The sequence below is a fragment of the Methanofollis sp. W23 genome (assembly GCF_017875325.1).
Taxonomy (GTDB): Archaea; Halobacteriota; Methanomicrobia; order Methanomicrobiales; family Methanofollaceae; genus Methanofollis.
In genome coordinates this window covers 2,455,937-2,481,551 of the sequence record NZ_JAGGMN010000001.1, presented here as the reverse complement: position 1 = coordinate 2,481,551, position 25,615 = coordinate 2,455,937, and the positions used below count along the sequence as shown (strand labels likewise).

The 25,615-nt window shown below is 57.5% G+C and carries 25 protein-coding genes, 1 tRNA gene and 1 other RNA gene; 8 read left to right on the top strand and 19 right to left on the bottom strand.

Features of this window, described 5'->3' with window-relative positions:
* Window positions 1-36: 36 nt before the first annotated feature.
* A tRNA-Ile gene (locus J2129_RS10700) sits at window positions 37-108 on the top strand.
* An 18-nt stretch (window positions 109-126) separates the two neighbouring features.
* Here J2129_RS10700 and J2129_RS10695 read toward each other — a convergent pair.
* From J2129_RS10695 to J2129_RS10655, 8 genes are all read right to left on the bottom strand, one after another.
* A complete protein-coding gene (locus J2129_RS10695) occupies window positions 127-612 on the bottom strand; it encodes a hypothetical protein (protein WP_209630854.1) in 486 nt (161 codons plus the stop codon).
* A gap of 225 nt (window positions 613-837) precedes the next feature.
* Window positions 838-1,809: a DMT family transporter gene (locus J2129_RS10690; RefSeq protein ID WP_209630853.1), complete on the bottom strand. Its 972-nt coding sequence runs from the start codon at window positions 1,807-1,809 to the stop codon at window positions 838-840.
* 128 nt (window positions 1,810-1,937) lie between these two features.
* On the bottom strand, window positions 1,938-2,099 hold the full coding sequence (locus J2129_RS10685; RefSeq protein WP_348632341.1) for a hypothetical protein: 162 nt from the start codon (window positions 2,097-2,099) through the stop codon (window positions 1,938-1,940).
* Between the two features lie 257 nt (window positions 2,100-2,356).
* Window positions 2,357-2,539, bottom strand: coding sequence for a hypothetical protein (locus J2129_RS10675; protein ID WP_209630851.1), 183 nt, complete (start codon window positions 2,537-2,539; stop codon window positions 2,357-2,359).
* Between the two features lie 167 nt (window positions 2,540-2,706).
* The gene (locus tag J2129_RS10670) at window positions 2,707-3,720 is read right to left on the bottom strand and encodes an AI-2E family transporter (protein ID WP_209630850.1); all 1,014 of its coding nucleotides are present in this window, start codon (window positions 3,718-3,720) and stop codon (window positions 2,707-2,709) included.
* Between the two features lies 1 nt (window position 3,721).
* The gene (locus tag J2129_RS10665) at window positions 3,722-3,958 is read right to left on the bottom strand and encodes a hypothetical protein (protein WP_209630849.1); all 237 of its coding nucleotides are present in this window, start codon (window positions 3,956-3,958) and stop codon (window positions 3,722-3,724) included.
* A gap of 18 nt (window positions 3,959-3,976) precedes the next feature.
* Entirely contained in the window at window positions 3,977-4,555 is a 579-nt protein-coding gene (locus J2129_RS10660) for a hypothetical protein (RefSeq protein ID WP_209630848.1), read from the bottom strand.
* A 483-nt stretch (window positions 4,556-5,038) separates the two neighbouring features.
* Entirely contained in the window at window positions 5,039-5,641 is a 603-nt protein-coding gene (locus tag J2129_RS10655; protein ID WP_209630847.1) for a fasciclin domain-containing protein, read from the bottom strand.
* 177 nt (window positions 5,642-5,818) lie between these two features.
* On the opposite strand from J2129_RS10655, the gene J2129_RS10650 reads away from it, so the two are divergent.
* The 3 genes from J2129_RS10650 to J2129_RS10640 all read left to right on the top strand — a co-directional run bounded on the left by J2129_RS10650 (window position 5,819) and on the right by J2129_RS10640 (window position 8,122).
* Window positions 5,819-6,838: a hypothetical protein gene (locus J2129_RS10650; protein WP_209630846.1), complete on the top strand. Its 1,020-nt coding sequence runs from the start codon at window positions 5,819-5,821 to the stop codon at window positions 6,836-6,838.
* 12 nt (window positions 6,839-6,850) lie between these two features.
* Window positions 6,851-7,162, top strand: an RNA gene (ffs, locus tag J2129_RS10645) — signal recognition particle sRNA.
* A 15-nt stretch (window positions 7,163-7,177) separates the two neighbouring features.
* Entirely contained in the window at window positions 7,178-8,122 is a 945-nt protein-coding gene (locus J2129_RS10640; protein ID WP_209630845.1) for a malate dehydrogenase, read from the top strand.
* A gap of 2 nt (window positions 8,123-8,124) precedes the next feature.
* Here J2129_RS10640 and J2129_RS10635 read toward each other — a convergent pair whose 3' ends face one another.
* From J2129_RS10635 to J2129_RS10625, 3 genes are read right to left on the bottom strand one after another with little or no spacing between them, the layout of a single operon-like run.
* Window positions 8,125-8,385, bottom strand: coding sequence for an elongation factor 1-beta (locus J2129_RS10635; protein ID WP_209630844.1), 261 nt, complete (start codon window positions 8,383-8,385; stop codon window positions 8,125-8,127).
* Between the two features lie 5 nt (window positions 8,386-8,390).
* Window positions 8,391-8,552: a zinc finger domain-containing protein gene (locus J2129_RS10630; protein ID WP_209630843.1), complete on the bottom strand. Its 162-nt coding sequence runs from the start codon at window positions 8,550-8,552 to the stop codon at window positions 8,391-8,393.
* A 46-nt stretch (window positions 8,553-8,598) separates the two neighbouring features.
* On the bottom strand, window positions 8,599-9,189 hold the full coding sequence (locus J2129_RS10625) for a uridylate kinase (RefSeq protein ID WP_209631329.1): 591 nt from the start codon (window positions 9,187-9,189) through the stop codon (window positions 8,599-8,601).
* A gap of 54 nt (window positions 9,190-9,243) precedes the next feature.
* Between J2129_RS10625 and J2129_RS10620 the strand changes: the two genes are divergently transcribed.
* On the top strand, window positions 9,244-10,923 hold the full coding sequence (locus tag J2129_RS10620) for a phospholipase D-like domain-containing protein (RefSeq protein ID WP_209630842.1): 1,680 nt from the start codon (window positions 9,244-9,246) through the stop codon (window positions 10,921-10,923).
* A 39-nt stretch (window positions 10,924-10,962) separates the two neighbouring features.
* Here the strand turns inward: J2129_RS10620 and J2129_RS10615 are convergent, their stop codons facing one another.
* Window positions 10,963-11,196: a winged helix-turn-helix transcriptional regulator gene (locus J2129_RS10615; protein ID WP_209630841.1), complete on the bottom strand. Its 234-nt coding sequence runs from the start codon at window positions 11,194-11,196 to the stop codon at window positions 10,963-10,965.
* 106 nt (window positions 11,197-11,302) lie between these two features.
* On the opposite strand from J2129_RS10615, the gene J2129_RS10610 reads away from it, so the two are divergent.
* Entirely contained in the window at window positions 11,303-11,626 is a 324-nt protein-coding gene (locus tag J2129_RS10610; RefSeq protein WP_209630840.1) for a hypothetical protein, read from the top strand.
* Here J2129_RS10610 and J2129_RS10605 read toward each other — a convergent pair.
* The 4 genes from J2129_RS10605 to J2129_RS10590 all read right to left on the bottom strand — a co-directional run bounded on the left by J2129_RS10605 (window position 11,619) and on the right by J2129_RS10590 (window position 17,750).
* Window positions 11,619-13,139: an SLC13 family permease gene (locus J2129_RS10605; RefSeq protein WP_209630839.1), complete on the bottom strand. Its 1,521-nt coding sequence runs from the start codon at window positions 13,137-13,139 to the stop codon at window positions 11,619-11,621. The two genes, J2129_RS10610 and J2129_RS10605, sit on opposite strands and share 8 nt — an antisense overlap.
* Window positions 13,140-13,419: 280 nt before the next feature.
* On the bottom strand, window positions 13,420-14,232 hold the full coding sequence (gene budA / locus J2129_RS10600; RefSeq protein ID WP_209630838.1) for an acetolactate decarboxylase: 813 nt from the start codon (window positions 14,230-14,232) through the stop codon (window positions 13,420-13,422).
* Window positions 14,229-15,542, bottom strand: a complete 1,314-nt coding sequence (locus J2129_RS10595) for a class I SAM-dependent methyltransferase (protein WP_209630837.1) — start codon at window positions 15,540-15,542, stop codon at window positions 14,229-14,231. The genes budA and J2129_RS10595 overlap by 4 nt, the downstream gene beginning before the upstream one ends.
* 30 nt (window positions 15,543-15,572) lie before the next feature.
* Complete coding sequence (locus J2129_RS10590; RefSeq protein WP_209630836.1) at window positions 15,573-17,750, bottom strand: PAS domain S-box protein; 2,178 nt, start codon at window positions 17,748-17,750, stop codon at window positions 15,573-15,575.
* Between the two features lie 1,073 nt (window positions 17,751-18,823).
* Between J2129_RS10590 and J2129_RS10585 the strand changes: the two genes are divergently transcribed.
* On the top strand, window positions 18,824-21,112 hold the full coding sequence (locus J2129_RS10585; protein ID WP_209630835.1) for a tetratricopeptide repeat protein: 2,289 nt from the start codon (window positions 18,824-18,826) through the stop codon (window positions 21,110-21,112).
* On the opposite strand, the gene J2129_RS10580 is transcribed toward J2129_RS10585, so the two are convergent.
* Entirely contained in the window at window positions 21,071-21,934 is an 864-nt protein-coding gene (locus J2129_RS10580; RefSeq protein ID WP_209630834.1) for a nucleoside 2-deoxyribosyltransferase, read from the bottom strand. The two genes, J2129_RS10585 and J2129_RS10580, sit on opposite strands and share 42 nt — an antisense overlap.
* Before the next feature lie 30 nt (window positions 21,935-21,964).
* On the opposite strand from J2129_RS10580, the gene J2129_RS10575 reads away from it, so the two are divergent.
* Window positions 21,965-22,456, top strand: a complete 492-nt coding sequence (locus J2129_RS10575) for a DUF367 family protein (RefSeq protein ID WP_209630833.1) — start codon at window positions 21,965-21,967, stop codon at window positions 22,454-22,456.
* Between the two features lie 569 nt (window positions 22,457-23,025).
* On the opposite strand, the gene J2129_RS10570 is transcribed toward J2129_RS10575, so the two are convergent.
* Window positions 23,026-23,307, bottom strand: coding sequence for a 2TM domain-containing protein (locus J2129_RS10570; protein ID WP_209630832.1), 282 nt, complete (start codon window positions 23,305-23,307; stop codon window positions 23,026-23,028).
* Between the two features lie 11 nt (window positions 23,308-23,318).
* Complete coding sequence (gene glgP, locus J2129_RS10565; RefSeq protein ID WP_209630831.1) at window positions 23,319-25,487, bottom strand: alpha-glucan family phosphorylase; 2,169 nt, start codon at window positions 25,485-25,487, stop codon at window positions 23,319-23,321.
* Between the last annotated feature and the right edge of the window lie 128 nt (window positions 25,488-25,615).

The window sequence follows — 25,615 nt, the reverse complement described above, 5'->3', positions numbered from 1 at the left end:
AGGGGAGAGGGAGATGTATATCAGTCTGATCTTCCTGGGCCCGTAGCTTAGTGGTGGAGCGTCCGGCTCATAACCGGACGGCCGTGGGTTCGAATCCCTCCGGGCCCATCTCTTCTTGACACGTGATCACAGCACTCTGTCCAGTTCAGCCAGCGCCGCCTTCTCCTTCTCGCTCACACGCACCCCGCCAATCCCGAGAAACCCTCCTCTCTTGCTGGCCTCGGCAACGACGAGGGCAAGAGAGAGGAGCCATTTCTTAAACCCCGCGATCTCCTCTGAGGGTGCCTTATTCTCAAGAAGAGGAGTGACGCCCCTGAGCGTGTCCAGAACCCGTGCCCTGATCTCCTCGGGCGTCCCTTGAGATAATTCCTCAGTCCCTGGAAGTTTCTTCATGCCCTCAGACTTCTCCCTGATCTCAGCGACCAGGGAAACCACCAGTTCCCGGGCGCTTTCAGGCACCAGTTGGCTCTCAAGTGCCTTCGAGAGGGCCCGCAGTTCCTTGATCATCCCCCTGAGATTGGGGTCGGCCATGATCACATAGAACCCCACATAAACCGGTGCCTGCAACAACCGCCCCCATTCTTCGGGAGTATAATCGTCCTTTGTTGTCATATCATCAATCACTGTCTGCCCCAGATACAGAGGTGTCGCTCTTCATGCCAGGGGCCATGATCTACCTGGCCACCAGCACTCATATGAAGACATCGATACTCCCAGAGTTCACCCCAAAAATTTTGAATCCTCTCCCCCTGATCTTCGTCCCTGGCGGGGAGGAGAGACCGGGGCGGAGATTGAGCAAGAACCCATACACCCCTCAAACACCCATGATGAAACGCTTCATGGGCCTTTGAGGTGTGCATCCGCGTGTTTCATCTTCGATTCGCCAGGGGCAGCGGTGCCCCCAGATCCCGCCATCTCAGGACCGGCATAATAGTTTGCGAACACCACACCGGCAACGATCAGAAGACTTGCAACGGCATGGTAGACGAGGAACGGTTCATGGAGCACGAGCACCCCAGCACCCACCGAGACCACGACCGAGAGGTTCTGGATGATCCCCACCCGCGCCGCTTCCAGTTCTCTCAGACTGTACATCGCGAAAAACGAGGTCGCCACCGAGGTGAAGAGGGCAAGGTACAGGATCTCGATAAGAAAGTCTGTGTCCCTCAGCAGCACGAGCGCACCGTAGGGGCCCAGGCCTTCACATCCCATTGCTGCACCGAGAAAGATCACGCACCCGGAGAGCATCATGAGAAAAGTCAGGCTCACAGGATCGATGGTGCGCGAGAGGCGGCGGCCCATCACGATGTACAGGGAGGTCGCACACACCGATAGGACCGCCAGAACCAGGCCAAAGGTATCGATCCCGGCCCCACCATTCCCTTCCATCAGGAAGAGACAGGCGATCCCTGCGAGGGAGATGAAAAAACAGATGAACTGCTTCGCATTGACCCACTCCCCGAGGACCACGATCCCGAGGATCCCCACGAAGACCGGCGTGATGGCCTCGATGATCCCGGCCTCTGACGAGGAGATATAGAGGAGACTAAAGGCTTGCAGAGAGAAGAAAAGGATAGGTTGGGCAATGAGGAGGACCAGGAGATCGCCGTACCTCTCCTGGGGGAGGCGCACCCTGATCACCCCGACTGCGGCCAGGCCCAGCAACACCAGAAACGAGAGGGTAAACCTGAAGGCAAGTGTCGTGAACGGTGCGGCAGAGTCCAGGGACTCTTTGACGAAGAGGAAACTCAACCCGATAAAAAAGGCATTCAAGACGGCGGCCAGGTACGCACACGACCTCGTATTCATAGAATGTCTATATATTTCGGAAATTAGGCAGATACATTTTTTGACACCCCGAGGATGAATAATTCACGAATTATTGTGCAAGCGATATCTTTCGATCCGGACGAATGCCCTCGATCTCCAGGCCCATCTCACGTCGACGTCCCTGTAAAGAGATCGAGCACCCCGGCAAAGATGAGTTGCACTGCGAGCGCCGCAAGAAAGATCCCCAGCACCGTCCCAAGTACCAGCACCCGCTCATGGGCGAGGTGTCGGGCGAAACGGGGGGAACCAAGAAAGATCATGGATTCGATAGCCGCAACACCGAGACCATCTCTGAGAGAATGAAGATCTGAACAGGGTCCGTCGCCTCACCTGAGAATACAGTCAATGCCACGATACCGATCGAGTTGAGGAGGAGTGGGATGGCCATAGGATAGATGGTCATTTCCATGAGATGGTCTTCGCTCACCGGCGAGCACCATTCTGAGGGCAAGGACAAGCAGGATCAGTCCGCTGGCCACGGCAAGCGCACCTCTGGAGAAATGCAGGACTCGCACCATGAACGAACCTACCAGGAGAAGGAAGAGCGCAATGAGCGTAGCGGTGACGACCGTTTTAATCCAGCGATATTCCGCCTGACCGCAGGACTGGCGTCCATGGTGAGGGCCATGTACATGAGCAGCACCTTGACCGGTTCCATGCCGATGAAGATAACCAGAAAGAGGTCAAGGAGGGGGAACATGGTGGTCATGCCCTTTCCCCAAGAGGGGAGGGAACGATCTCATCAGGTAAATGGAGACGTGATCTGCCTCTCATCTCCCCACCAGTACGAAAAAAGAGCACAAGATACTGCTGAAGAGTGCGGATCCGAGAACCCAGAGCGTGAAAGGGCCTGAAATTCCAGTCTGCCCCCATTCCTCACTCTTCCACCGGCCCAAGAAGTCCCGCGAGCCACCGCGTCTCCTCAGAATATTCTAGCACGGCCTTTGCCATCAGAGTGAGCGGGACCGCGAGAAACAGTCCAGGAACCCCCAGCACCCAGGTCCAGAAGAAGACTGAGAGGACGATGACGAGCGGCGAAAGTCCGAGACTTCGCCCGGTAGGTTCAGAGACAAATACCCTCCTGGCGACAAAATCGACGGCCGCGATCCCGACCAGGACAATGGCCGCCCCGGCCAGTCCATGTTGCAGCCACGCCAGCCCTATGGGGGGGACAGAGGCAAGAGGAAGCCCAAGGAATGGGATGAAACTCAGGAGAAAGATGAGCAATCCCCACAGAAACGGCGTCTCGATCCCGAGGCCCAGAAAAATTCCTGTCGCGAGAAGACCGGTCGCCAGACTGGCCCTGAACTTTGCGGCCACATAACCGTTCAACCTCTCGCCAAACCCAATGAGAAGGTCCGCGACCGAGGGCGTGGTCTTCTTTTTGTCCTTGATGCCGGAGACCCCGAGGAGCATGAAGACGGTGACGATGATGATCACCAGGAAATCGATCACCAGGACCGAGAGACCAATCAGGATCGTCCCGAGAGGCGGGAGAAACGACCCTTCCCCCGGGAAAGGCGAGACCGAGAGGTCGAGGTCGATCCCCCACCCTGCAAGCACCGCCTGGAGACCTGTGGTCTGCGCCTTCAAGAGGTCCTGGTAGGCGGGCAACGCTCGGTCCAGCTGGATGGCCGAGGCGCTCAAAAAGGCGATGAGGCCCAGGCTGATCGCAATGATCGCCCCGACACAGAGGAGCACGGACACCCACCTCGGCACACCCCCGACCTCAAGACGATGGACAGCAGGGGCGGCGATGATCGAGAGGACGAACGCGACGAGGATAGGATTGACCAAGATGGCGGCAAGATGCATGCCCACCGCCAGGAGCGCCACGATGAGGAGGAGACAGGTGAACGAGAGGAGCCCCGAGTCTCCGGTCGCCGGCATGTCATCTCCTGGCGGAGTGGAGATGTGCCCTGAGGATCGAGACCGATTCCCGGACAAAGAGCACGCAGAAGAGGATGGCCAGCAGGAGCATGAAGACGATGAAGAGAGCGAGCACCTGATCGACACTGATTCCAAAGACCGACGCTACCGGCTGGAAAAGGAACGGGAATTGGGGAATGAGGACGGTGAGTCCGAGGACAAGCATCAGGAAAATAGAAAAAATAGGGATCTTTTTCATAACCCGCCTTTCAACCTCTTACTCTTTTTTCTCCTCTGGCGTCCCCTCTTCTTTCAGTTTTTCCACGCGCTTTGAGAAGTCGGCAGCCTTCTCTTCGATCTCTGTCGAGAAGATTCTCCCCGCCTGGAAGAGAATGATGATCGCCCAGATGACCAGGAGCACCAGGATCACGCCGGCAAGCACCCCCAGGACGCCGGCGATCAATGGCAGGAAGAAGAGGTACGCAACGACGGCCAGAAGCACGTACCCGATCAGCCTGAACCCGGTCTGGTAGCGATCGAGTTTCTCTTCAGAAACCTCACCTTTGGAAAACGCGAGCGTCGCATATCCTGCAATGGCATTGGTGACATCGATGACCTCCTTGAGAATGGCGATGAAGATGATGATGAGGGCGACGATGACGATCCCTGAGATCAGCGACTGGAGCCCGATCAGGCCGAGGAAGGTCGGGTCGCTCAGTGTTCCGGCAAGTGGAATGAAGATGTAGACTGCAAAGAGCCATATCAGAAAAGCAATGACGATCTCGACGATGATCTTTGGGAGACTGTCCGCGATCTCCCGTTTGGATTCATTATAGATCTCTTCACGAGTGACCATACAATCACCAGGCACACCTGAATATAAAACAGACAATATATACCTGCTGGTGAAGGGAGCGGCTGAAGACTGGACCAGAGCATACAGCCTTTGCATGAAATTTCAATGATATTCTCCTTTTTCGAGAACCGGCCCTTTCTCCTGAGATCATTTTTTCAACACGATACCTTCTGTCGTGACGGACGGAAATGGGTTCATCACGCCCGTCCACCGTTACCTCTCCTTTCCCGGAGTTACCAGAGATCGGCGGGTCTCTTGCAGATGTCCAGGCGTAATAATCCTGTAGAGAACCTCACCTGGTATAGGGGAGAATATGCGTCACCTCCATTCGTCCACCATCTTGCCGGGGATGAAGAGGAAGATGGGACGGAGCAGCCAACCCCCCGTCACCAGGACCCATCAGAAGAATTTCTACGAGACCTCCAGGACACGATTTTCAAAGTCACGTCATTGAATGCTCATAATCTCAGAAAAAAAAGAAGATCAGAAACCAGACGGCAAGATCACGCCGTCGATCCCATGGACCACACCATTCGAAGCCAGAAGATCAGGTGCCGTCAGCGGGATCCCATCCACTGTCAGATTGTCATTGACGACCACGACCTCAATCGAGGTCCCTGCAAGTGTTGTCAGGTTTGTCGGTGTGATGAAGTCCTCTGAGGTGTACTCCCCCTCCACGATATGGCCGCGGACCAGTGGCTCCAGACTGATCTCTGCATATGTCCTGAGCTCGTTCTCCTTGTCAAGCGGGATGTAATCGGAGACGCTCCGGTCCACCGGTGCAAAGACCGTATATGGTCCAGAGCCAGAGAGATCCTCGTTGACCTTGGCTAAATACACATAGTCAAGAAATGTGCTATAATCTCCCGCCCTGACCATCTCGTTGATCAGACTGTCAGAGCCTTCAAGCCCCTCGCCGGTCTCATTCTCGGAGAGGGTGATCCCCTCATCCTGGAGCGTTTCGGTCGGAAGAGGCGTTTCTTCGCCTGGTTCAGGTGGTGAAGACGCCTGTTGTTGGGTACACCCTGCAGTGAACGCCCCTCCCACTACAGAAAGGAGCACAAAGAACAGGACCAATTTTTTCATATCAAATCCCCCCAATTCTGCCTAACAGTATAACCTCCCTGAACAGAACTGTACCTATATATATCTTTCAGAACCCTGCATCGCTCCAGAGGGGAGCCGCGACTCCCCCGGCCCCCCACATATATCCTCCAGATAAAATACCGTACAGCATATACCAATACTCACAATCCCATTTTTATGCAATGTCCGGTCTGTGGGGGCGACTGTCTCCAGGACGCAGGTTCGGTGCTCGCCACCCTCCCCGAGGTCTTCACCCCCTGTGACAGGTGCATGATCGTCTCCCTCGACAAACGCCGTCCCCCTCCCGCTGACTATGCCCCGCCACCCCCATGCACATGCGGGCGCCGGGTTCTCGATGACGTCATCACCACCTGTTACCAGATCTTCACCGAAGAAGGGATTACCACCGGCACCGAACCGCTCGGCGCCATCGCCACCCCAGTCATTAACCCGGGATTTGTCATGAAAGCCCCTCCTCTCCTCCCCACCCGGAGTCTTCTCCTCCTCTCCCCCCTCCCGGATCAGACGACCGCCGAACGGATTGTCCGCGAGGTGCCGGAGGTGCAGGGCGTCGTGCAGACGAGCAGGGCCGTCCCTGGGATCGGACCAGACGGAGCCCTCGCCACTCACACCCTGCTGGCCGGGTGCGATGTCCAGGCCAATATCTTCCCCACCTCTTCCGGAGACCTCGTAGTGTACAAAGAACTCTCACGCCTCCACCTTGAATTCCCCCACCCGGTCAACCCCAAGGTCCGCGCAGTCGAACGCGCGATACGGCGCGAAAGAGCGGAGATCTTTGTCGACGCCTGCTGTGGGGCCGGCACCCTCGGCCTCGCCGCCGCGCGTACGGGAACACCCGAGATCATCCTCAACGACACCTACGGTCCTGCAGTCCTCTGGACCACCGTCAACCTGATGGTAAACCAGGACGCCCTCCTCATCGACGAGGTTGTGCTTCATGCCGCATACACCGACCTGCCGCCCGCCCGCAATGATCCTTTCCTGGTTGCCGAAGGGCTTGGAGACCAGCATATTACCATCTACCAGGGAAACTTTGACCGCCTCCCTGCCACCATCCCTGAGGCCTCCTGGTCTCTTACTGCACTGGATATCTTTGGAAAAGATCAAAGCCAGGCCTGTACCGCCGCGCTTGATCGGTGGATACAGGCCGGAGGAGGGAAAGCATTTATCCCGTGAATCACAGTATATATGGGGGCTAGCCCGGGTGGTTAGGCGTCACCTGTAAGCCGAAATCGCCGATACGCGGTGGGCGAAGTCCGAGGAAGGCCTTGGCGATCTGTAGGCGCCATGCGCTTCCCGACTGAGAAGCCTTGTCCCATGAGGTCGACGGCCAGGGATCGATGCTCTGGAGGGAGCGGAGACCTGTTGTCGCGGAGACCGGTCCAGGCCCGGAAGGGAGCAGACTTACCGTGAACGTACGGCGCCCATGGGAGCGCGGGGTGGAGAAGGGGAGTCACGGCAAGTGCAGGCACGCATTGTCGACCAAGGACACGCCCCTAACTATTATTGATTTCTATGGCAAAAGTCACGATCATCGGAGCCACCGGGAGACTGGGCTCTTTTGCATCCCATCCTATCGCCGGGATCCCGCATGTGGACGAGGTCCTTCTGATGGGAAGGCCGGGCAGAGAAAATCTGCTTGCCGGACTTGCTCACGACCTCACCGACTCGTGTGCCGCCAGAGGGATCTGGACCGAAATCTCCTCAAGCACCAGAGAGGAGGACTGCGCCGATTCTGACATCATCGTGATCTCCGCCGGTGCGCCGCGGCACGACGGGCAGGACCGGATCGACCTCGCCCTTAACAATGCCAGGATCATCAGGCCGATTGCAGAATCGATCAGTCGCAATGCGCCTAACGCCATCGTCATGATGGTCACCAATCCGGTCGACGTGATGACCGCAGTCGCCCTTCGCTACTCTGGACTGGAGCCCAAACAGGTCTTCGGCCTTGGCACCCACCTCGACTCAATGCGGCTCAAGGTTCTTATCGCGGAATATTTTCATGTCCATGTGAGCGAAGTCCACACCAGGATCATCGGCGAGCATGGAGAGAGTATGGTCCCGCTCTGGTCGGCGACGACGATCGGCGGCATCAAGATCTCGAACCTTCCGGCGTTTTCAGGTCTGCCGATGGACGAGATGATGGACCGCGTCAAGAACAGCGGGAGTTATATCATCAAGAACAGCGGCGCCACCATATATGGCCCTGGAGACGCGATCGCCACCCTGGTCCAGACGATCCTGGGCAATGAGAACCGGATCCTCACGGTCTCCAGTTATATCAGGAGTGAAGTCCACAATGTCGGCAACACCTGCATCGGGGTGCCGGCACGGGTCAACCGCAAGGGGGTCTTTCCGGTACCGATCCGGATCGAAGAGCGCGAACTCGAGGCCTTCCGTGGTTCTGTCGGTAAGATCCGGGGGATCACCAGCGAAGTGCTGGAAAAATTGGAATAATTTTAGAGCATCCGGTTGACGTCGATGATCTCGGCGCTCGCGATGCCTTCGACACCGTTGAGTTTGGACTCCAGCGCGTCAGTCGCGCCTTCTTCGTCTTCCACGAGCACGGCGACCTTCAATGACGAGAGGCCAAAACCGATCGGCTCTTCCTGGATGTCGTCCACACTTGGCACTGCGGCCTTGACGGCCTCTTTCAGCGTCTCCATCGGAGTCTCAGTCGACTCGGGCATCAGTTTCAGAATAACTGCCACTTTTCCCATATTGTTCACGGCCCCTGGAATCCGCACTTGGCGCAGGTGTATCCGATGCTCTGTTCCCTGCACTGTGGACAGCGCCTGATCTCATTCCCGCACTTTGGGCACGGGAACCTGGTCGCTCCATCTTCTGCGAGCGGGGCATTGCATGATGTGCATTTTTCCATAGCCATAGAATATCCCCAACAAAGAATTAGTGATCTTTGCACCTGGCGACAATTAAATGCTTGGATGGATCCTGGTGCAGATCACCTTCTCCCCCCTGAGCAAGGCGACAAGTCGACCGGGCGCACGACCGTTGACGGCCACCGCCCTGATCTGGTGCTCAAAGAGGTACGGGAGGAGGAAGGGATCGACCTCTTCGCAGGCATAGGGTCCAGAGACCTCAGAGAGAGAGGTGCCGTCTTTCATAAGCCTGTCGACCGACTTTACCATCACAAGAGGGAGCCCGAGCTCTCCGGCGACCCAGGCGGCGATGGTGTCTGAGGTGACCTCCCAGGAGTGGGGGAGGGGATCGAGGGCGCGAAAGAGGGTATAGGGGAGAAAGACTTCAGGGCACTCAGGGATCTCAAGCCCCCCTGTAACTCTGAGTCCAAATGAGGAGAGGTACCACCCGTACATCTCCATCGCTGAGATGGCCATCCAGTGTGCCGGCGTCGCCGGCGGGTCGAGGGCGCGGACGGCGTCGGCAAACCCCCCGCCCCCTGGGACCAGCAGGGCGGGTCGGCCCGCCGCGATGATCTCGTCAACGACCGTAGCCGCACAATCCATCAGGCTCCCACCTATCTTGATGACGACCGGCGTCTCCATGGGATCAAGATGGGTGAGGGAGGTATAAAAACGAGGACGGACCACAGAGGATCCATGCTGTGGCGCGGCCCCCCCACTCCCCTCCTCCTGCTCATCATCCTGGCGTTCCTTACCGTGCCGGTGGTGGCCATACAGATCGTCGAGTTCTGTCCTGACCCCTATCGCGCCAACGAACCAGACGAATATTTTGTCCTTGAGGGAGCAGGGAGTCTTGACGGGGTCGCGGTCACCGACGGAGAGGGGACGCTCAGGTTTCCCCCCGGATCAAAAGTCAACGGGCGGGTGACCGTGGCCAGGGAAGCAAGAGGATTCTTCCTGACGCACGGGCATCTCCCTGACTATGAGGTCATGGACACCGACCAGACCGTCCCTGAGATGCATGGGGGCGGACGGTTCAAACTGGCCAACAAGGAGGACAGCATCGCCCTCCTCATCGAGGGGACCTCTGCTCAGGAGGTGCGGTGGCCTGGGGATGTGGCGGCCAGGGAAGGACAGGTCCATTTTCTGGAAGACGGCGTCTGGGATCCGCACCCCAGGCTCCTGGGCCAGTCCGACTTCTCTCCCCAGACCTTCGAGAATGTCACCGTCACCCTCTTCGTCTCCCCTGACTGCGCCTACGAGGTCTTCGAGCGTACTTTTGAGAACGCGGAAGAGAGGGTCGAAGTCAATGTCTATGAGTTCACTCATCCAGGGATCGCCGCGATGCTTACCAGGGCTGCAGACCGGGGCATAGAGGTCTCGGTTCTCCTTGAGGGCGGACCGGTCGGCGGGATCCCTCCTGAAGAGGAGGCGATCGCGGCGGCCCTCACCGCACACGGGATCGATGTTCAGGTGATGACAACGACGCCTGAGGCCCATGCAAAGTACCGCTACAATCATGCGAAATATGCCGTCGTCGACAACGAAAGCGTCCTGATCACCACCGAGAATTTTAAACCAAGCGGCGTCCCGGCACCTGGCACGAGAGGGAACCGGGGATGGGGAGCCCTGGTGGAGGACGAAGGAATCGCAGCATATTTTACGAGCGTCTACCAGTGGGACGCCACAGGGGGTGACCTCGCCCCTGCACCCACCGGGGGGAGAGGAAGGGACGAAGAAGGGCATGGAGACTATGCCCCCACCCTCTCCTCGCTGACCGTCGAAGGGGCGCGAGTGACGCCGGTCCTCGCACCTGAAACGACCGCCCTGGTCACCGACTTCATCGCCAGCGCCGAAGAGAGAGTCCTCATCGAGCAGGCATCTATCAGAAACAGCACTGCAGGTGGACCAAACAGGTTCCTGGCCACGGCGATCGATGTCGCCAGGCAGGGGGTGGAGGTGCGAGTGCTCCTTGACGCCGCCTGGTTCAATATCGAGGGGGAGAAGGACAACGACGAGATGGCGGCCTGGATCAACGGGGTCGCGAGGGCCGAGGGGATCCCGCTTGAAGCGAAATGCATCGATCTCGACGCCGCAGGGTTCGTAAAGGTCCACACGAAGGGAGTGATCGTCGACAACCACAGCGTGCTCATCTCAAGCATCAACTGGAATGACAACTCGGCCGACTTCAACCGCGAGGCCGGTGTCATCATCGAACATCCCAGGGCCGCCCACTACTTTGTCACTGCTTTTGAAGCCGATTGGACGGCAGGCGAACCGGTCTGGATCAAGACTGACGACCACAGACTCGTCCTTGCTGTCGGTATCGTCGCTGCGTTCTTTATCCTCTATCTATGGAGAGAGAAGAGACGCTGACCGGCATTCCGGCCCGGAGAAAAAGAGAATTCTTTGCGTTCAGACAGCCTCAACAGATTCCTGGGGCTTGCACTCATAGATGATCTGGCGTGCGTCCTTGAAGTTGAACTTCTCAATGATGAGGTTGTTCTCCTTCAGTCTCTTCAGGGCATACCTGACTGTCCGGGGTGCAAGGCTCGAACTCCTGACGAGATCCTTGTGCGTCATCGCACCACCGTCCTCAAGGATCAGGAGTACCTTCCTCGAGGAAGGGGGGAGGGAGGTTTGGTGCATAGTCTATAGTTAACAACGTTAACATAAGAATGTATCGGGCACTTATATATATCGACCCTATATATTATCTATGCTTGACCCCCCGGAAAAACGTGCTCTCATCATTTTGATCGGCATATCAGCCCTTCTTCTCCTGGTTCACCTGGGTCTTGATCAGGTTGGGAGCGCGGCCTTTGCCACCCCCTGGCATCCTGAGGTGGAGGACGGCACCCTCGTCCTCCTCCGCGGCGAGGTGACCGAGGTGCGCGCCCTCTCCGGCGACCACCTCCTCATGGAGGTGAATGGGACGCGAGTCTTCCTGCCCGCCAGAGTTGCAGCCAGGGCGGAGATGAGAGAAGGGACCTTTGTGGAGATCGTCGGGACGGCCCAGACGTACCAGGGACAAAAAGAAGTGGTGGTGGAATCGGCCTCTGACCTCACCCTTATTTGACCGGCATCGTCGCCCAGTCGGGGAGGGCCGGAGTGAAGCCGAGGACCCCCATCACGACCGTGAAGATAAAGAAGGTCCAGATCCCGACCCCGATAAAGTTGAGCACCCAGCCTGAACGCATCAGGTCTTTCATGTCGATGTACCCCGAGGCATAAGCGACGGCGTTCGGCGGGGTGGCGACCGGGAGCATGAAGGCCATCGAGGTACAGACGGCCACGGTGAGCATCAGCACATAGGGATGGAGCCCCATCGAGACCGAGGTCACCGCCATGATCGGCATCATCAATGAGGCCATCGCCGTATTGGAGGTCACCTCAGTGAGGAGTGAGACGGCGATCCCGACGAGCAGGACCAGGAGGACGATGGGCAATCCGCCGAACATCGCGAACTGCTCGACGATCACATTTGCAAGCCCGCTCTTGATGAAGGCGACAGAGAGACAGATCCCACCGCCAAAGAGGATCAGGATCCCCCACGGGATCTTCACCGCCCACTCCCAGTCCATCGTGTAGATCCCTTTCTTCCGGTCCACCGGGAGGAGGAAGAGGAGAAGGGCGCCGGCGATCGCGATCGTCGAGTCATGGATGCCAGGGAAGATCATGTCAAGGCCAGGGATGGTGAAGTCACCGAGGTACTTGGTCTTCGCAAAGATCCAGGCAAAGGCGGTGAGGACAAAGACCATCAGGGTCCACCGCTCGCCGCGGCTCATAGGGCCGAGATCCTCCATCTGGTGGTCGATGATGTCCTCGGCATGGGCCACCTTCTTTGGGAGGTGACGGTACGAACCGTAGGTGAGCCAGAGCCAGGTGATCGGGATCAGGATCATGGCCAGCGGGATCCCGAACTTCATCCAGGAGAAGAAGTCGATCGCCGGGGCGGCAGGGAAGAGAGCCTTCATCTGGGCGGCGAAGATGCCGTTGGGTGGAGTGCCGATGAGGGTGGCGATCCCCCCGATGTTCGCCGCATAAGCGATGGAGATGACGATGGCCTCGGAGAAATCCCGCTGCTGGGGGGACATGTCCTTGAGGAGGGTGCTGGCATTGGGGATGATGGTGGTGATGATCGCGATCGCGATCGGGATCATCATCATCGCGGTGGCAGTGTTGGAGATCCACATCGAGAGGAAGGCGGTCGCGATCATGAACCCGAGGATCAGTCGTCTCGGGCTTGTTCCAACTACTTTGATGATGTTGAGAGCGATCCTGCGGTGGAGACCCCATCGTTGCATCGACATTGCGATGATAAACCCGCCCATAAAGAGGAAAATGACTTTGTCGGCATAGGGTGCCGTCGCCTCCGTCGGGGTAAGGACACCCAGTGCAGGAAAGAGCACGACCGGGAGGAGAGCGGTGGCCTCAAGAGGTACAGCTTCGGTGATCCACCAGATGATCATCAGAAGTGTGACGGCGGCGACATATTTTGCCGACGTCGGGAGTACGGTCTGGTCTATGGGGGCAAAAACGAGTGCTAAAAATGCGAGCACCCCAAGGACTCTCCCTACCGTTTTTTTCATCGGATTGAAAGATTGGAATTGGTAATATTTCTATTATTCTCTTCCGATGAGAATAAGTGCATAGAATCTATAAATCAACCGTATTGGCGCATAATTATCATTTTTCACGAATATAACCCGAGATTGAGCCACAAAATTATATCTCTACATTCCTAAAATTTTGGCAAAAAAACCGATCAAACTCATCATTCGCCGCCCCCGACACATTTTTGAGCGGATATATCGATAAAATTATACTCTCTTGCCCTAATCGCGAAATAAGGATTGAATAAGGGCCAGGCTATCGACCCTTCTCTGAGGCATTAATATCTTCGCTCCGATCTCCTGAAAGGCCAATCTCAAGAAATGGACCATTTGAAGGGAGATTAAGGTCAAATTGTGGCGTGCTGTGGATCTGGACCCTTACGCGCTCTGCCGTGCACCCGAGAAGGTGGCCCCCACCGCTCCGGTCATCGGCCAAGAAATGAAGATGAAATCCTGGTACACCCACCCCTTCAAGATAGGAAGGGAAATAAAAACCAACTGCCGTCCCCTCTGTCCGACCAAAAGAAAACAGATGCTGGTCTGCAGTCGCTTCGACAAGTGGGGGATAGGGGATCTCCTGCCGGTCTACACTCCTGGCCGTGAGGTTGACAAAAGTACCCTTTATCTGCACGGCGCAGGGGAGATTTTCTGAGGGCATGGCGTCCTTGATCGCCTCCTCAAGGGCGGGGAGGTCGAGGGGGCCGGCGAGGTCAAGGGAGATGTCCGGAGTGAAGCAGGTGACCGTCGCATAGGGGGTCTTCATCGAAGGGTCGACGGCATGCACCGACCCGTCGCCGCGCACCTGCCAGACCCTGCCGTCCAGAATGATCAATTCACCGTCAAGGGCGTTGAGAGTACCGATCCCGGTGTCGCCGTTCTCCAGCAGGGTGCCGATCTCGGTCTCACCGTCATACACTCCTTCGAGGAGGGCACCAATGGTCGAGACCTGATAGAGTGATCTGTCTCCCCCTGGATTGCCAAAGGTTTCAATAAAAGAAGAGGAGGCAAAGACCCCGGCCACCGCAATGACCACGAGAAAGAGGGCAAGTTTCCATTCCTGGGACTTCACGGCATATCTCCTCCCCCAAGAGGGGTGACCTTCGTCTTCTTCCCGACGATCACCGAATAGGTGTCTTCATCCTTGTTGTACTTCACCTTTGCGTTTCTAAAGAGGAGGAGATCTCCATATTCTGCGGCCAGAAGGTATTCGTTTCCCTTGTTCCTGGCATATCCGGGAAGCACGGCATAGACCGGTTTCTTTGTCGTGCCGTCACAGACCTTCACTACATGCCGTTTTTCGTCCCCGATCTCTCCTGACATCCTGGCGGCACAGAGGTTGACCTGTCGGCCGACATGGGAAGAAAGAACTCCAAGACGGACCACTTTGCCCGGTCTTGCCACCGTCCCCCACCGGGTCAGACCGTCGGTCCGTAGCACCGCATACGAGACCTTGATGTCGGTGTTCTTGAACCGGTACCCTTCTCTGCCGGAGGCAAGGGCCTCCATGAGCCTGGGAGGTCTCACCTCTGGACCGCCCTCAAAGGTCCAGCAACGTTCAGGCTTACATGGGGCATCCCAAAGATAAGTGCAGGGGGCATAGACAGTCAACTCCTTCTCGACAAGGGCGCACTGCACTTCGCGCAGCCCGGTCGAGGTCGCCTTCTCGGCGGGTTCGACGAGAAGGACCGATCCTTCTGAAGAGAGGAGCCCGGCATATCTGGCAACGAGATCGGCCTTCTCCTCTGGCCCGAGGCCCTGCAGTTCGTTGAGGACATTGGAGAAGACGATCAGGTCAAACTGTCCGGAGAGGGCGTCTTCGGGTGGATGGCGCAGGTCAGCCAGGAGCGGTTCATTGACCGAGACCACGCCTTTGTGTTCAGCATAGGGCCCGACGATCGCGGTGTAGGCCTCAAGGTTCTCCTCTGAAAGGTCAAGAGCGGCGACCTCGGCAGTCGGTCCATCAAGTCTTCCAAAATAGTCCACGACCGCAGCCGAGACGACGCCTGGACCACATCCCACGTCAAGCACCCTCAAGTGGCGGGGGAGAAGCCCGTTTTTCACGAGGCGGTGGAGGAGGAGTTCAGTCTGGACCAGGTAAACCGGGGCGTGATAGCCAAGATACGCAAGGACGTCATAGCCTTTTTCATATGAGATCTTCCGGTCTCTCCCCCGCGCCCAGTACCGCCCCTTCTGGGCGATGACCGCCGCCCTGATCCGATCGAGGACGACCCTATCGTCCCATGCCTTCCCGGTTTTCCTGCCGATATATTCTTCTATCAACCGTTCCAGTCGCCTCGGCACTCGTGGAGACGAAAAAAAGATCTCCTGTTTTTTAATTTCTTCGGGAGAGAGAAGAAGCGGGTCAGAGGGTCGCGTCATAGAGAAATATCGCCTCTGACCCATATACACTTAGGGGGTGGTGGCGACATTCCCTGAAGAGACAAGCCCGATGATATGCCCTTTCTCATCCCGCACAATGGTGTTGTGCCAGAGGACGTCCACCGTATCTCCATCCCTGGTGACGACCGGAGTGGTCTCTTCCTCGGGAGGGACAACCACACCTTCCATCAGTTTCTTGAAATTTCCTTCAAACCTCTCCCTGAGAGAGGAGGGGACCAGGGTCGCAAACCAATTCTTTCCCACGAGTTCATCTTCACGGTATCCGAGGATCCGGCACCCCATCCGGTTCATCCGCTCGATCGTCCCGTCGGTCTCGATCACCGCGATCATCACTCCAGCCACCTCAAGGTAGCGCTCGGCCCGGTCACGTTCCTTCCGCACCCGCTCCTGGGCACGGATGCGGCCGATCACATTGTTCACCTGGGCAGCGACAGTCTCGAGGGCATGGTTGGCATAGTCAGGGACTGCGGTATGATGGCACGAGGCCACGACAAGCACCGCAACCGGGCGGCCAGACCACATGATCGGTCTGGAGGCCACGATCGCAAGTGATTCATCAGCAAAGGGATGGAGGACAGGGTCGACGGACGCGAGCACCACTCCCGCACTGGACGAGACCATCCCCCCTCCGACAAGACAGTTCACCGCCGGACCAGCAGGGATCCTGGCCATCGACTCTGAGAATTTATTTGAGAAGCCCGATGCATCGACAAGCACGAGGTCGCCGCTCGCCTCGTCAAAGGAAAAGACCGCACCCACTTCCATCCCTGAGACCCGCAGCGAGGTTCTGAGGCAGAGGGAGAGGGCGTCGACGAGATCGGTGGCCGAACCCAGGGCAAGGGCAAGGTCGCGCTGTTCGCGCAGGAGGATGTCGGCCCTGACATGGGTGGTGATGTCGCAGATGATGGAGAGGATGTACTTCAACCCCCCGTCTCCGCCGGTGATCGGGATCTTTTTGGCCTGAAGGAAGTGTTTTTCCCCTTCCCTGAGAGAGATCGCAGTCTCAGGGCAGTCGTACGGGAGCATCCGTGTGCGCACCTCCTCTTCACCGCAGGACATGAAGGGTACAAGATGGGGCGGAAAGATTTCTTCGTCCCTCTTCCCGGCGAACTCTTCCAGGCGCCCTCCGGCAAACTCCTCTGCCGCCTGGTTGAAGAAGACATAGGTGCCGCCCCCGACTTCTTTGACAAAGACCATGTCAGGGATATTCTGAACGATCGAATGAAGAAACGACTTCCATCCACGCACCCGCCGTTCTGCCTGCTGCCGCCCAGTGACATCCCTGGCGACCATCCGGTAGCCGGCAAAACATCCGATCTCATCAAAATTCGGGGTGCCACTTGCTTCAAATACCACCCTGTTCCCGTTCCTGTGCATCATCGGGATCGATACAAGGGAAAAGGATTTTTCTGAATCGATATGTTCATGAAGGCGTTTTTCGACCTTCTCGCGCTCTGCAGGAGGGACAAAGTCCATAATATTGCGCCCTTCTACTTCTTCAGGGGCATATCCAAGGAGATCAAAACATTTGGGACTGACATAGACAAAGGTCCAGGTCTCATCGATATTCCAGATGATGTCATTGATGTCCTCGACAAGCGCCCTGAACTTTGCTTCACCTTCTCGAAGCGCTTCTTCAGAGCGTTTCTGCTCGGTAACATCCTCAAGAAGGATCGTGATCCCAGGACTCCCGTCATTGAAGACAGTCGAAAGGATCTTCATCTTGAAGAAGAGTTCACCGTCGGCCTTGAGAAATCTGACCTCCTCGACGATGTCCTGCCCATCGAGCGCGGCCTCGATACGTTCCCTTATCAGGGGATGATCAAAGGCGGAGAGACGGGATTCACCCAGCGATTTTCCGACCACTTCATCCCGTGAAGCCTGAACGATCTCAAGAATTCGATCATTGGCCTGGACGACCACAAGATCCCGGTTGAGAACAAAGACACCATCTGCCGAGAGATTGATCACCGCAGGGAGGGGAATGCGTTGGGAGAGATAGAAGACTTTTGCCTTGCCATAGGCGTGCATCTCCACTTCCCCGGCGATGAGGAGCATATCAAGGTATCTGGAGACGGTGTTTCTATTGACCCCAAGGTCCCTGGAGAGATCACTGACCGACATTCCTCGTGGATTTGCTTTCAGTCGGTCCAGGATCCGGGTGATCTCTTCAGGATAGGGGTTCATATCATACTTAATCTGCCACGGGCCAGTACTTATCGGTTTCGCTGATGAGATGGCATTGAGGGAGGCCACATCGCTACCGACAATGCCATGCAATAAACGACAGATTAATATAGTTCTCCAATCAACATAGTGATCGCCGGTGCCCAGTCGGACACGGGGAAGTCCTGACCGGGCGGCAGCAACAGACAGGAACACAGAGTAGCAGGCACCACTACCACCTAACTCAAAAGGCACCACGACACACAGAGGCGCCTGCAGGCTACCACCTCTCAATAAACGTCAACATTCATCTGGCGGGAGGAAAAACACCTCCCACCTGTGCAACATACACGTACACTCCTTATCGGAACAGGGGAAAGATCCCCTGTATTCCCACTCCTACCAGACTTTATTCTGAGCACATCAGGTCTCTTGTTCTTTCGGTATTGAAATCCTCCACCACCTGACCGATGGGCAGAGGGATGGACAAGAACAGAGTAACTCAATGAGGGGTCCGAGTGATCTGATGAGATCAGAGCTCTGTAGAATCGCTCATGAGGTGAGAACACACCTCACGCATCCAGGAGAAAATTTTCGTCATGTGACCCCTCTCTTTTCAAGACAGGAGAACTTTTGGAGACCTAATTCCATTGTCGCCCCAACCTCTCTTCTTTGTGAGGGGTCCAGGAGTGCAACCCCCAGTACAAGATTCCAGGAACGATTCAACGAGTGGAGGCGGCACGCTTGATCACCACGCCTTCCCACACGCGTACACTGGGGGAAGCGCCCCCTGACCCCCGGGATGGCGATTGGAATAGGAAGGTAGAGCGACGATCGTGAAGACAGCCTGCGATCCCTCGCCAATCCTCATCACTGGGGGGTCAAGGGAGTGGTACGCCCCCGATGGAGGATATGGCGTAGCACTCCAGGAAGGAAAGACTCCAGTTCAAGGCGATGTTCACCCCAGGAGGGTTTTAAGATGTGCTCTGAAACAAAAATTCTGCAACGCACCCCATCACAACCCCATGAGATCTCCAGATCAATACGAGTATCTTTCTTTACGCCCCAAAGACACAGGAAAGAGGTACGACGAGATGGAGACCACGATATTACGCAACTTCTTCTGGGAATATATCTGGACCACACTCTGGGAAGAGAGAGAGGCAGACCCCGGGGAGTCCGCCCTTCTTCACCTCTTCCTGATCAGGCGGAGACGTGACATCGGCTTTGCCGCCCATGTCGCCACTGCAGCATATGCAGATGAAGAGGCAAAGAACAAATTTAAAACTGCACTTTCCAGGGTGATCACCGAAGACAGCCCCAAATTCACCGGAGAAGACAGGATCGATTATTTCTGGCAGCAATATCTCTGGGAGCTCAAAAAAGGAGACCTCCACGGTGCCCAGAAGACCGAGACCATCCTTGCCGCAGGTACCTGGACCGACGATGGGTATCTCGCTCCCCCCATCCCCTCCGGAAGATTGCCTGGAATCAGGTGCTGGGAACAGCAGGAGAAGGCGGCCATAACTTCTCTGGTCAAATGGTCCGACCTCTACTTTGAGGCCCCTTTCACAGACTTTCCGGCGACCCAGATCATCCCGGCCGAACTTAAAACAGCCTCGTTCACCTTTACCGCCCTCAGGGATGAACTTGGGGAAACAGTAGCCGCAGGCAATCCAGCATCATTTGAAAAATTTGTCAATGATGCAGCCGCAAGCATCGCCCTCTTCTGGTTTATCGGGATGAAAACAGAGGATCAGGTCGCACTTCTCAATACCACATATCCATTTTCCATCGATGAAGAGACCCTGGACGACTTCGTCACCCTCTTCGACGACTACGAGACCCTCCTCGAAGATGCCGCCGATATATTCAGACACGGTTTCCATGAGGAGGCCAGGACTATCTATGCCTACATCCTCCTTCATGACAAGGAGGCGCCCCACCTCCACGCCGCCTACACCAACCTCGCGGTGATCTTCAGAGATGAGGACGAGACCGAGAACGCGGTCAGATGTGCAGAGAAGGCCTTTCTCGTCCTGGATGCAGACCCCGATCCCGACCCCTATCTCCTTGGCCTTGCGGAAAAAGATGTCGGGGAGACCTGTTTCCTGGACGGAAATATCGAAAAAGCTGAAATTGCCATCTCCACCGCCATCAAGACCGCCGAAGACCTCCCTCCAGCACAGGCCGCCCCACTCCTCTGGGCAGTCGCCTCAGCCCTCAGGCGGACCGGACAATTTGAAGAAGAGTACGCGGTGCTGACCAGGGTGCTGAGCCTTGATGATACCGGCAAAGCCATGGACGCCTCGCTCGAGAGGCTCTTCTCGATGGACCAGTACGCCAGGCCAGACGGCACCTTTGACCGCGAAGGACTCTCAGAGATCGAGACGAAACGGAAATACCTCGACTCTTTTGGGAAGGGGGCGGCACTTCTCCAGACCTTCCAGTTCGACCAGGCGATCGCATATTTTGAAGAGGCGCTCTCTCTCTCCAGGGACATCGACCTCCTGAGAAATACCGGGATCGCCCACCGCTTCTATGGTTCACCAGAGAAGGCGCGCACCCTCCTTGAGGAGGTGCTCACGGAGCGGCCCGACGATCTCTACGCCTCTGTTCACCTCAGCCTCCTCATCGGCGGGAAAAAAGGCGCCGAACTGATCAAGGATGCGATAGAAGAGGGAGTCAGGCAGGGCGCCGACCTTGCCATGGTGCTGTACCCGGCGGTGCACCATGCCGCTTCCCATCAAGACGTGGAGGTCCTCACCGAGATCGAGAAGTACAGCGATCTTCCCACCCATGAGGGCAGGCGCAGCCTCTTCTATCTCGGTGTCGGCACCGTCCTCGCCGACCTTGGCTTCCAGAAAGAGGCGAATACCTGCTATCGCCGTGCCCTGAAGGCGACCCCACCCGCATCAGTACGGGGGCGGGTGCTCAGGAACATGGGGATCCTGGCCGCCGACCGGGACGAACATGAGCGCGCCGCCTCTCTCCTCGAGCAGGCCCTCAAGGTCGCCCCCAAGGATCCGACCATCTGGCACCGCCTCTCTCAGGTCAGAGCGGCCCTCGACGATACCAAAGGGGCGGCCGAGGCCGCACGAGAAGCCGCACGCCTTGTCCCGACAGACGAGACCTACCAGCAAGAGAAGGCGCTCAGGGCAGCAAAAGAAGAAGTACCCACCCCTGCACCCGAGGATAGAACCGCTGCAGAACTCATCAATGCAGGAGAACGACTCATCGAACACCAGGCAGGGGTTCCGGCCGCACTCAGGGCCTATGCCGCTGCCGCCACCTCTCTCGGACTCGACGCGGGAGAACCGGACACGGGCGCAGACGCCCTCTCAGAGCGGGCAAGACTTCTCACCCTCATCGCGGACGCCTGAGACCAGGACACGCCGCACCGTCGCCACCAGGTCGGCGGTGTCGGTCACCACCTCGGCCGACTCCTCAAGCATCAGGTTGACATACTCACAGGGACCGACCCTCCTGAAATCGGTCCGCAGGGCCACGACCGGAATGCCAAGCCCGGCCGCATATCCCATCTCCCAGGATGTGCCCGAGTCTGCGTCTGCGCCGTCGATGACCGCGACGACAGCATCGACCTCCCTGAGCGCCTCCACATGGGTCTCAAAGATCTGCCGGCGGTCGCCCAGGTCGCGGCTCGCCCCGTCGTCCCCCACCTCCTGCGGAAGATAGACCTCATAGTGGTGCTCCTCAAGGAGGGCGCGGACCTCCCGGTTGAACGCTCGTTCGGCCTCATTGAAGAGGGGGGCGGCGAAGTAAATGCGGTAGCGCGCGAAGTCGTAGACATCGATCGCCTCGATCTCAGGAAATCGTGAGAGGAAGGCGCCGCGCCCGGGAACCCGCGTATCGTACCAGGTCTGGTTCACCCCACAGCACGGAGACGAATCGACACCGACGATACAGAGGGGGGGGCCACGCGCGGCAATGCCCTCCCTCACCTCCTCCTCCATCCGGTCCAGGACGGCGCGGAAGCCTGGAGTGTCGAGATGTTCCACAAAAGTACCTGGAGGGCGGGGGCGCCCCAGGTAGGCGGTCTCGGGACAAGGGAGGGGGACGACCTCGATCCCGAAGCGCCGACAGCGCTCCAAAACTTTTCTGAAGGCTTCGAGGTCTGCAGGTCTGGTGATCCCGTCGGCACGGAGTGTAGGATCAAGGACGCATGGTGCGCAGAGGACATACATTCATCTTCACTCTGTCCCATACCGAGATAGATGATACGCCTCTACGCCTTCAGGGACAACTCCTGCGACCCCAGGAAGTGCACGGTCAAGAGGATGGAGAAATGGGACCTGGTCAGGGTGGTCGATTCCCTTGACCGCATCCCGCGCTCCTCGCTCATCCTCGACCCGACGGCAGAACAGGCCCTTTCACCGGCCGACCGGGGCATCCCTTCCATCACCGCCCTCGACTGTTCCTGGGAGGTGCTTGAGACCTGGACGATCAGGCGGTGGCCGACCCGCCGGGCCCTCCCGTACCTTGTCGCCGCCAACCCGGTGAACTTCGGCAGGCCCCTGCGTCTCACCTCGGTCGAGGCTTTTGCAGCAGCCCTCTATATCCTCGGCGAGGAGGAGCAGGCCAGAAAGGTTCTCTCCAAGTTCAACTGGGGACTTCACTTCCTCGAACTGAACGCCGAACCCCTCCGCGAATACGCGGCAGCGAAAAATTCTACCGAAGTGGTGGAGATCCAGGGATATTATCTCTGAGGGGATCCCAGATCTCTCTGGATCTTTTTCTCTACAGATGACCGAGATTGAGAGAAGCGTGACTTCATATCACCTCTCTCATATCTGATGAATCGGATCTGTAGAATCTGGCATGAACCGTGGGCTCAAAGATATAGGATGAAAAATATTGAAGTTCTCTGGAATGAGTGGATCCCTGTTCCCTCTTCTAGTGTCGAGTCAAGAACGAAAAGTCGTCAACACGATGCAATAGAACGAGATCTCTCTCTCCTTGCGTGAAGAGAACGTAGGTCTCGCCACTACCCTCTTCATGTTCTCGCCCCTGCCTTCCCGTCCCTCTCTTCATCCCGGGGGTCCGGGGGAGCCGCGCCCCCGGCGTGAAGGTGTGGGAAGGCACGTCGATCATCTGTGCCGCCCCACAGAAATACGAAGAAACTCTTGTCTCTCTCACGCCAGGGGGAGACCCCCGTGAACCCCCCCACAGTGGGGAGAGGTGGGGGCGGCGATGAAGCGACGAGAAATGTTCATCCCGTATGCGTGAGCCCGGGGCTCATGCCCTAATTCTACAGAGCCAACCCTACACCCCCAAGTCATCCTCTTCTCTTCCTCTCTTTCTCCACATATTCCCGCACCTTCTGCTCCTCCCACTCCGGCCCCAGGAACCGCCCCCCAAGAAACGCCCCCAGGGCATGGAAGAGGAGCCCGACCCCCCAAAAGAGGCTCACCCAGTAGAACCACCACACCCCTGGGGAGGTGACGGCATTGATCGCAAAGAGCATGAGATTGATGATCAGGTAGACCCCGAGATGCTCGTAAAACCCCCTGAGTTCCCGTACCCTCTTCTTTGCCCTCTCATATGATTTGTCTTCCATGACTCTCACCTTCAGATCTTGAGCGCCGGGATGCTCGCACACGCAAGTATCTTGGGATAGTAGCGGTTCACGTACTCCTTCACCATCCGTCTCGCCGAAAAATGTGGAGCAGTGCTCTTGATCGCCTCTTTCATCGTCTTCACCCACCCATGCGGCACCCCATGAAGGTCACGGGCATAATAGAGCGGGACGATCTCCCTCTCAAGGAGATCGTAGATCGCAGCGGCGTCTGCCGCGTCCCTGCCCTCACCAACGTACTCCCTGTCAAAGCCCCATCCATTCCGGCCATTGTAGCCCTCGATCCACCACCCGTCCAGGATCGAGAGGTTCGGCACCCCGTTGATAGCCGCCTTCATCCCAGAGGTGCCGCTCGCCTCCATCGGCGGGAGAGGATTGTTCAGCCAGAGATCGACGCCATGGACAAGGTACTGGGCGACCTGTTCGCCATAGTCCTCAACAAAAGCGATCCTCCCCCCGAACTCCGGCGACCTCGCACTCTGGTAGACCCGGCCAAGCATCTCCTGGCCGGCACGGTCCGCCGGATGTGCCTTGCCTGCAAAGACGATCTGGACCGGCCGCCAGGGGTTGTTCACGATCCCGGCAAGACGCGCCGGATCAGTGAAGATGAGGTCAGCCCGCTTGTAAGTGGAGAACCTCCGTGCAAACCCGATCGTAAATACCATCGGATCGAGGAAGACCCCTTCTGCAACAATGTTCTCAGGCACGTCCCGCCGCTCGGCCCATTTCGCGCGTTTTCTCTCCCTCACCCGATTGAAGAGTTTGGTCTTGAGCCAGAGGTGGAGGCGCCAGAGTGTGTCGTCAGGGATCTCATCGATAAGTTCCCATACGACTGGTTTGTCGTGTTCAAGCGGCCAGTATGGACAGACCGCCCCGATGTATTCATCGAAGAGCGCCGCCATCCTTGGGTTGAGCCAGGTAGGGAGGTGAACACCATTGGTGACCGAGTCGATCGGCACCCGATCCACCGGGAGGCGTGGCCAGAGCGAGTGCCACATCTCCCGTGTCACTTCGCCGTGGCGGCGCGAGACGGCATTGTGGTGGGCCGAGAGACGGAGGGCGCAGACCGTCATGTTGAACCCTGCACGCGGATCCTCTGGATGCGCCCCGAAGGCGAGGAACTCCTCTCGCGAGAGCCCGAGGCACCGATAATATCCTGAGAAGTAGCGGTCGATGAGATCTGAGGGGAAGACGTCGTGCCCCGCGGGGACCGGGGTGTGGGTGGTGAAGACCGTGGTCCCGCGCACCTGATCGAGGGCGTCTTCATAACTCATCCCTTTCCCCACCCGCTCCCGCACCCGTTCCACAAGGGCAAAGGCAGGATGACCCTCATTGAGGTGGACCGCAGCATAATGGATCCCAAGATGTGAGAGGGCCTTCCTCCCCCCGATCCCGAGGACGATCTCCTGGAGAAGCCGTTCCTCCCGCCCCCCATAATAGAGGCGGTGAGAGATCCCCCGGTGCTCTGGCCGGTTCTCCTTGATATCAGTATCCAGAAGATAGAGAGGCACCCGTCCGACCTGGACCTTCCAGAGGGCGACATGGATGGGGGGATCGATATGCGGCACCCTGAGGACGACCTGGCCTCCGGAGGGATCGAAGACCCGCGTGATCGGAGCATTTTCACGGTCAAGGGACTCTTCGATATCTCTCTGGAGGCCGTCGGGGCCGATGTGCTGGTGGAGGTAGCCTGAGGAGTACATGAAGCCGATGGCGACGAGCGGGACGCCGAGGTCTGAACATTCCTTCAGATGGTCACCGGCGAGAAATCCCAATCCCCCGGCATAGAAGGGGAGAGAATGATGGAGGCCGTACTCCGCGGAGAAATAGGCGATGGTGACCGGGCGGCAGGCCGAGTACTCCTCAATGAACCAGGAACTCTTCTTCCCCATATACTCCTGGTAGCGTTCCATGATGATGTCATAACGCCTGAGATATTCCCGGTCCCTGGCCGCTCGCTTGAGATACCCTTCAGGGACGTCGAGGAGCATCCTGACCGGATTGTGCCGGCTTTCCTTCCAGGCGCACCCATTCACCTGCTTGAAGAGGCCGCGGGCCGCCGGGTGCCAGCTCCACCAGAGATTGTAGGCGAGGTCGACAAGACCCTCGATACGCCCGGGAACTCTTTCAAACCGACCACTGTCCACCTGGTCACCATTCATCAGGACTGCCCGGATGCATCAAGGTTATATATAGGTATGGCAAATTATGCGATCTTTTGAAATATGCACTTAGAGACGAGTTCAGGACCCCGGATCACCATATTTAAATAAAAATAGGATAAAGGATC

What these genes read in the sequence shown, in the direction of transcription:
- J2129_RS10695 (WP_209630854.1), bottom strand. Translation starts at nt 612, where the DNA reads ATGACAACAAAGGACGATTATACTCCCGAAGAATGGGGGCGGTTGTTG.
- J2129_RS10625 (WP_209631329.1), bottom strand. Translation starts at nt 9,189, where the DNA reads ATGGAGACGCCGGTCGTCATCAAGATAGGTGGGAGCCTGATGGATTGT.
- J2129_RS10655 (WP_209630847.1), bottom strand. Translation starts at nt 5,641, where the DNA reads ATGAAAAAATTGGTCCTGTTCTTTGTGCTCCTTTCTGTAGTGGGAGGG.
- J2129_RS10605 (WP_209630839.1), bottom strand. Translation starts at nt 13,139, where the DNA reads ATGAAAAAAACGGTAGGGAGAGTCCTTGGGGTGCTCGCATTTTTAGCA.
- J2129_RS10650 (WP_209630846.1), top strand. Translation starts at nt 5,819, where the DNA reads ATGCAATGTCCGGTCTGTGGGGGCGACTGTCTCCAGGACGCAGGTTCG.
- glgP (WP_209630831.1), bottom strand. Translation starts at nt 25,487, where the DNA reads ATGAATGGTGACCAGGTGGACAGTGGTCGGTTTGAAAGAGTTCCCGGG.
- J2129_RS10595 (WP_209630837.1), bottom strand. Translation starts at nt 15,542, where the DNA reads ATGACGCGACCCTCTGACCCGCTTCTTCTCTCTCCCGAAGAAATTAAA.
- J2129_RS10665 (WP_209630849.1), bottom strand. Translation starts at nt 3,958, where the DNA reads ATGAAAAAGATCCCTATTTTTTCTATTTTCCTGATGCTTGTCCTCGGA.
- J2129_RS10585 (WP_209630835.1), top strand. Translation starts at nt 18,824, where the DNA reads ATGGAGACCACGATATTACGCAACTTCTTCTGGGAATATATCTGGACC.
- J2129_RS10590 (WP_209630836.1), bottom strand. Translation starts at nt 17,750, where the DNA reads ATGAACCCCTATCCTGAAGAGATCACCCGGATCCTGGACCGACTGAAA.
- J2129_RS10630 (WP_209630843.1), bottom strand. Translation starts at nt 8,552, where the DNA reads ATGGCTATGGAAAAATGCACATCATGCAATGCCCCGCTCGCAGAAGAT.
- J2129_RS10660 (WP_209630848.1), bottom strand. Translation starts at nt 4,555, where the DNA reads ATGGTCACTCGTGAAGAGATCTATAATGAATCCAAACGGGAGATCGCG.
- J2129_RS10620 (WP_209630842.1), top strand. Translation starts at nt 9,244, where the DNA reads ATGCTGTGGCGCGGCCCCCCCACTCCCCTCCTCCTGCTCATCATCCTG.
- J2129_RS10640 (WP_209630845.1), top strand. Translation starts at nt 7,178, where the DNA reads ATGGCAAAAGTCACGATCATCGGAGCCACCGGGAGACTGGGCTCTTTT.
- J2129_RS10670 (WP_209630850.1), bottom strand. Translation starts at nt 3,720, where the DNA reads ATGCCGGCGACCGGAGACTCGGGGCTCCTCTCGTTCACCTGTCTCCTC.
- J2129_RS10690 (WP_209630853.1), bottom strand. Translation starts at nt 1,809, where the DNA reads ATGAATACGAGGTCGTGTGCGTACCTGGCCGCCGTCTTGAATGCCTTT.
- J2129_RS10615 (WP_209630841.1), bottom strand. Translation starts at nt 11,196, where the DNA reads ATGCACCAAACCTCCCTCCCCCCTTCCTCGAGGAAGGTACTCCTGATC.
- J2129_RS10675 (WP_209630851.1), bottom strand. Translation starts at nt 2,539, where the DNA reads ATGACCACCATGTTCCCCCTCCTTGACCTCTTTCTGGTTATCTTCATC.
- J2129_RS10635 (WP_209630844.1), bottom strand. Translation starts at nt 8,385, where the DNA reads ATGGGAAAAGTGGCAGTTATTCTGAAACTGATGCCCGAGTCGACTGAG.
- J2129_RS10570 (WP_209630832.1), bottom strand. Translation starts at nt 23,307, where the DNA reads ATGGAAGACAAATCATATGAGAGGGCAAAGAAGAGGGTACGGGAACTC.
- J2129_RS10575 (WP_209630833.1), top strand. Translation starts at nt 21,965, where the DNA reads ATGATACGCCTCTACGCCTTCAGGGACAACTCCTGCGACCCCAGGAAG.
- J2129_RS10580 (WP_209630834.1), bottom strand. Translation starts at nt 21,934, where the DNA reads ATGTATGTCCTCTGCGCACCATGCGTCCTTGATCCTACACTCCGTGCC.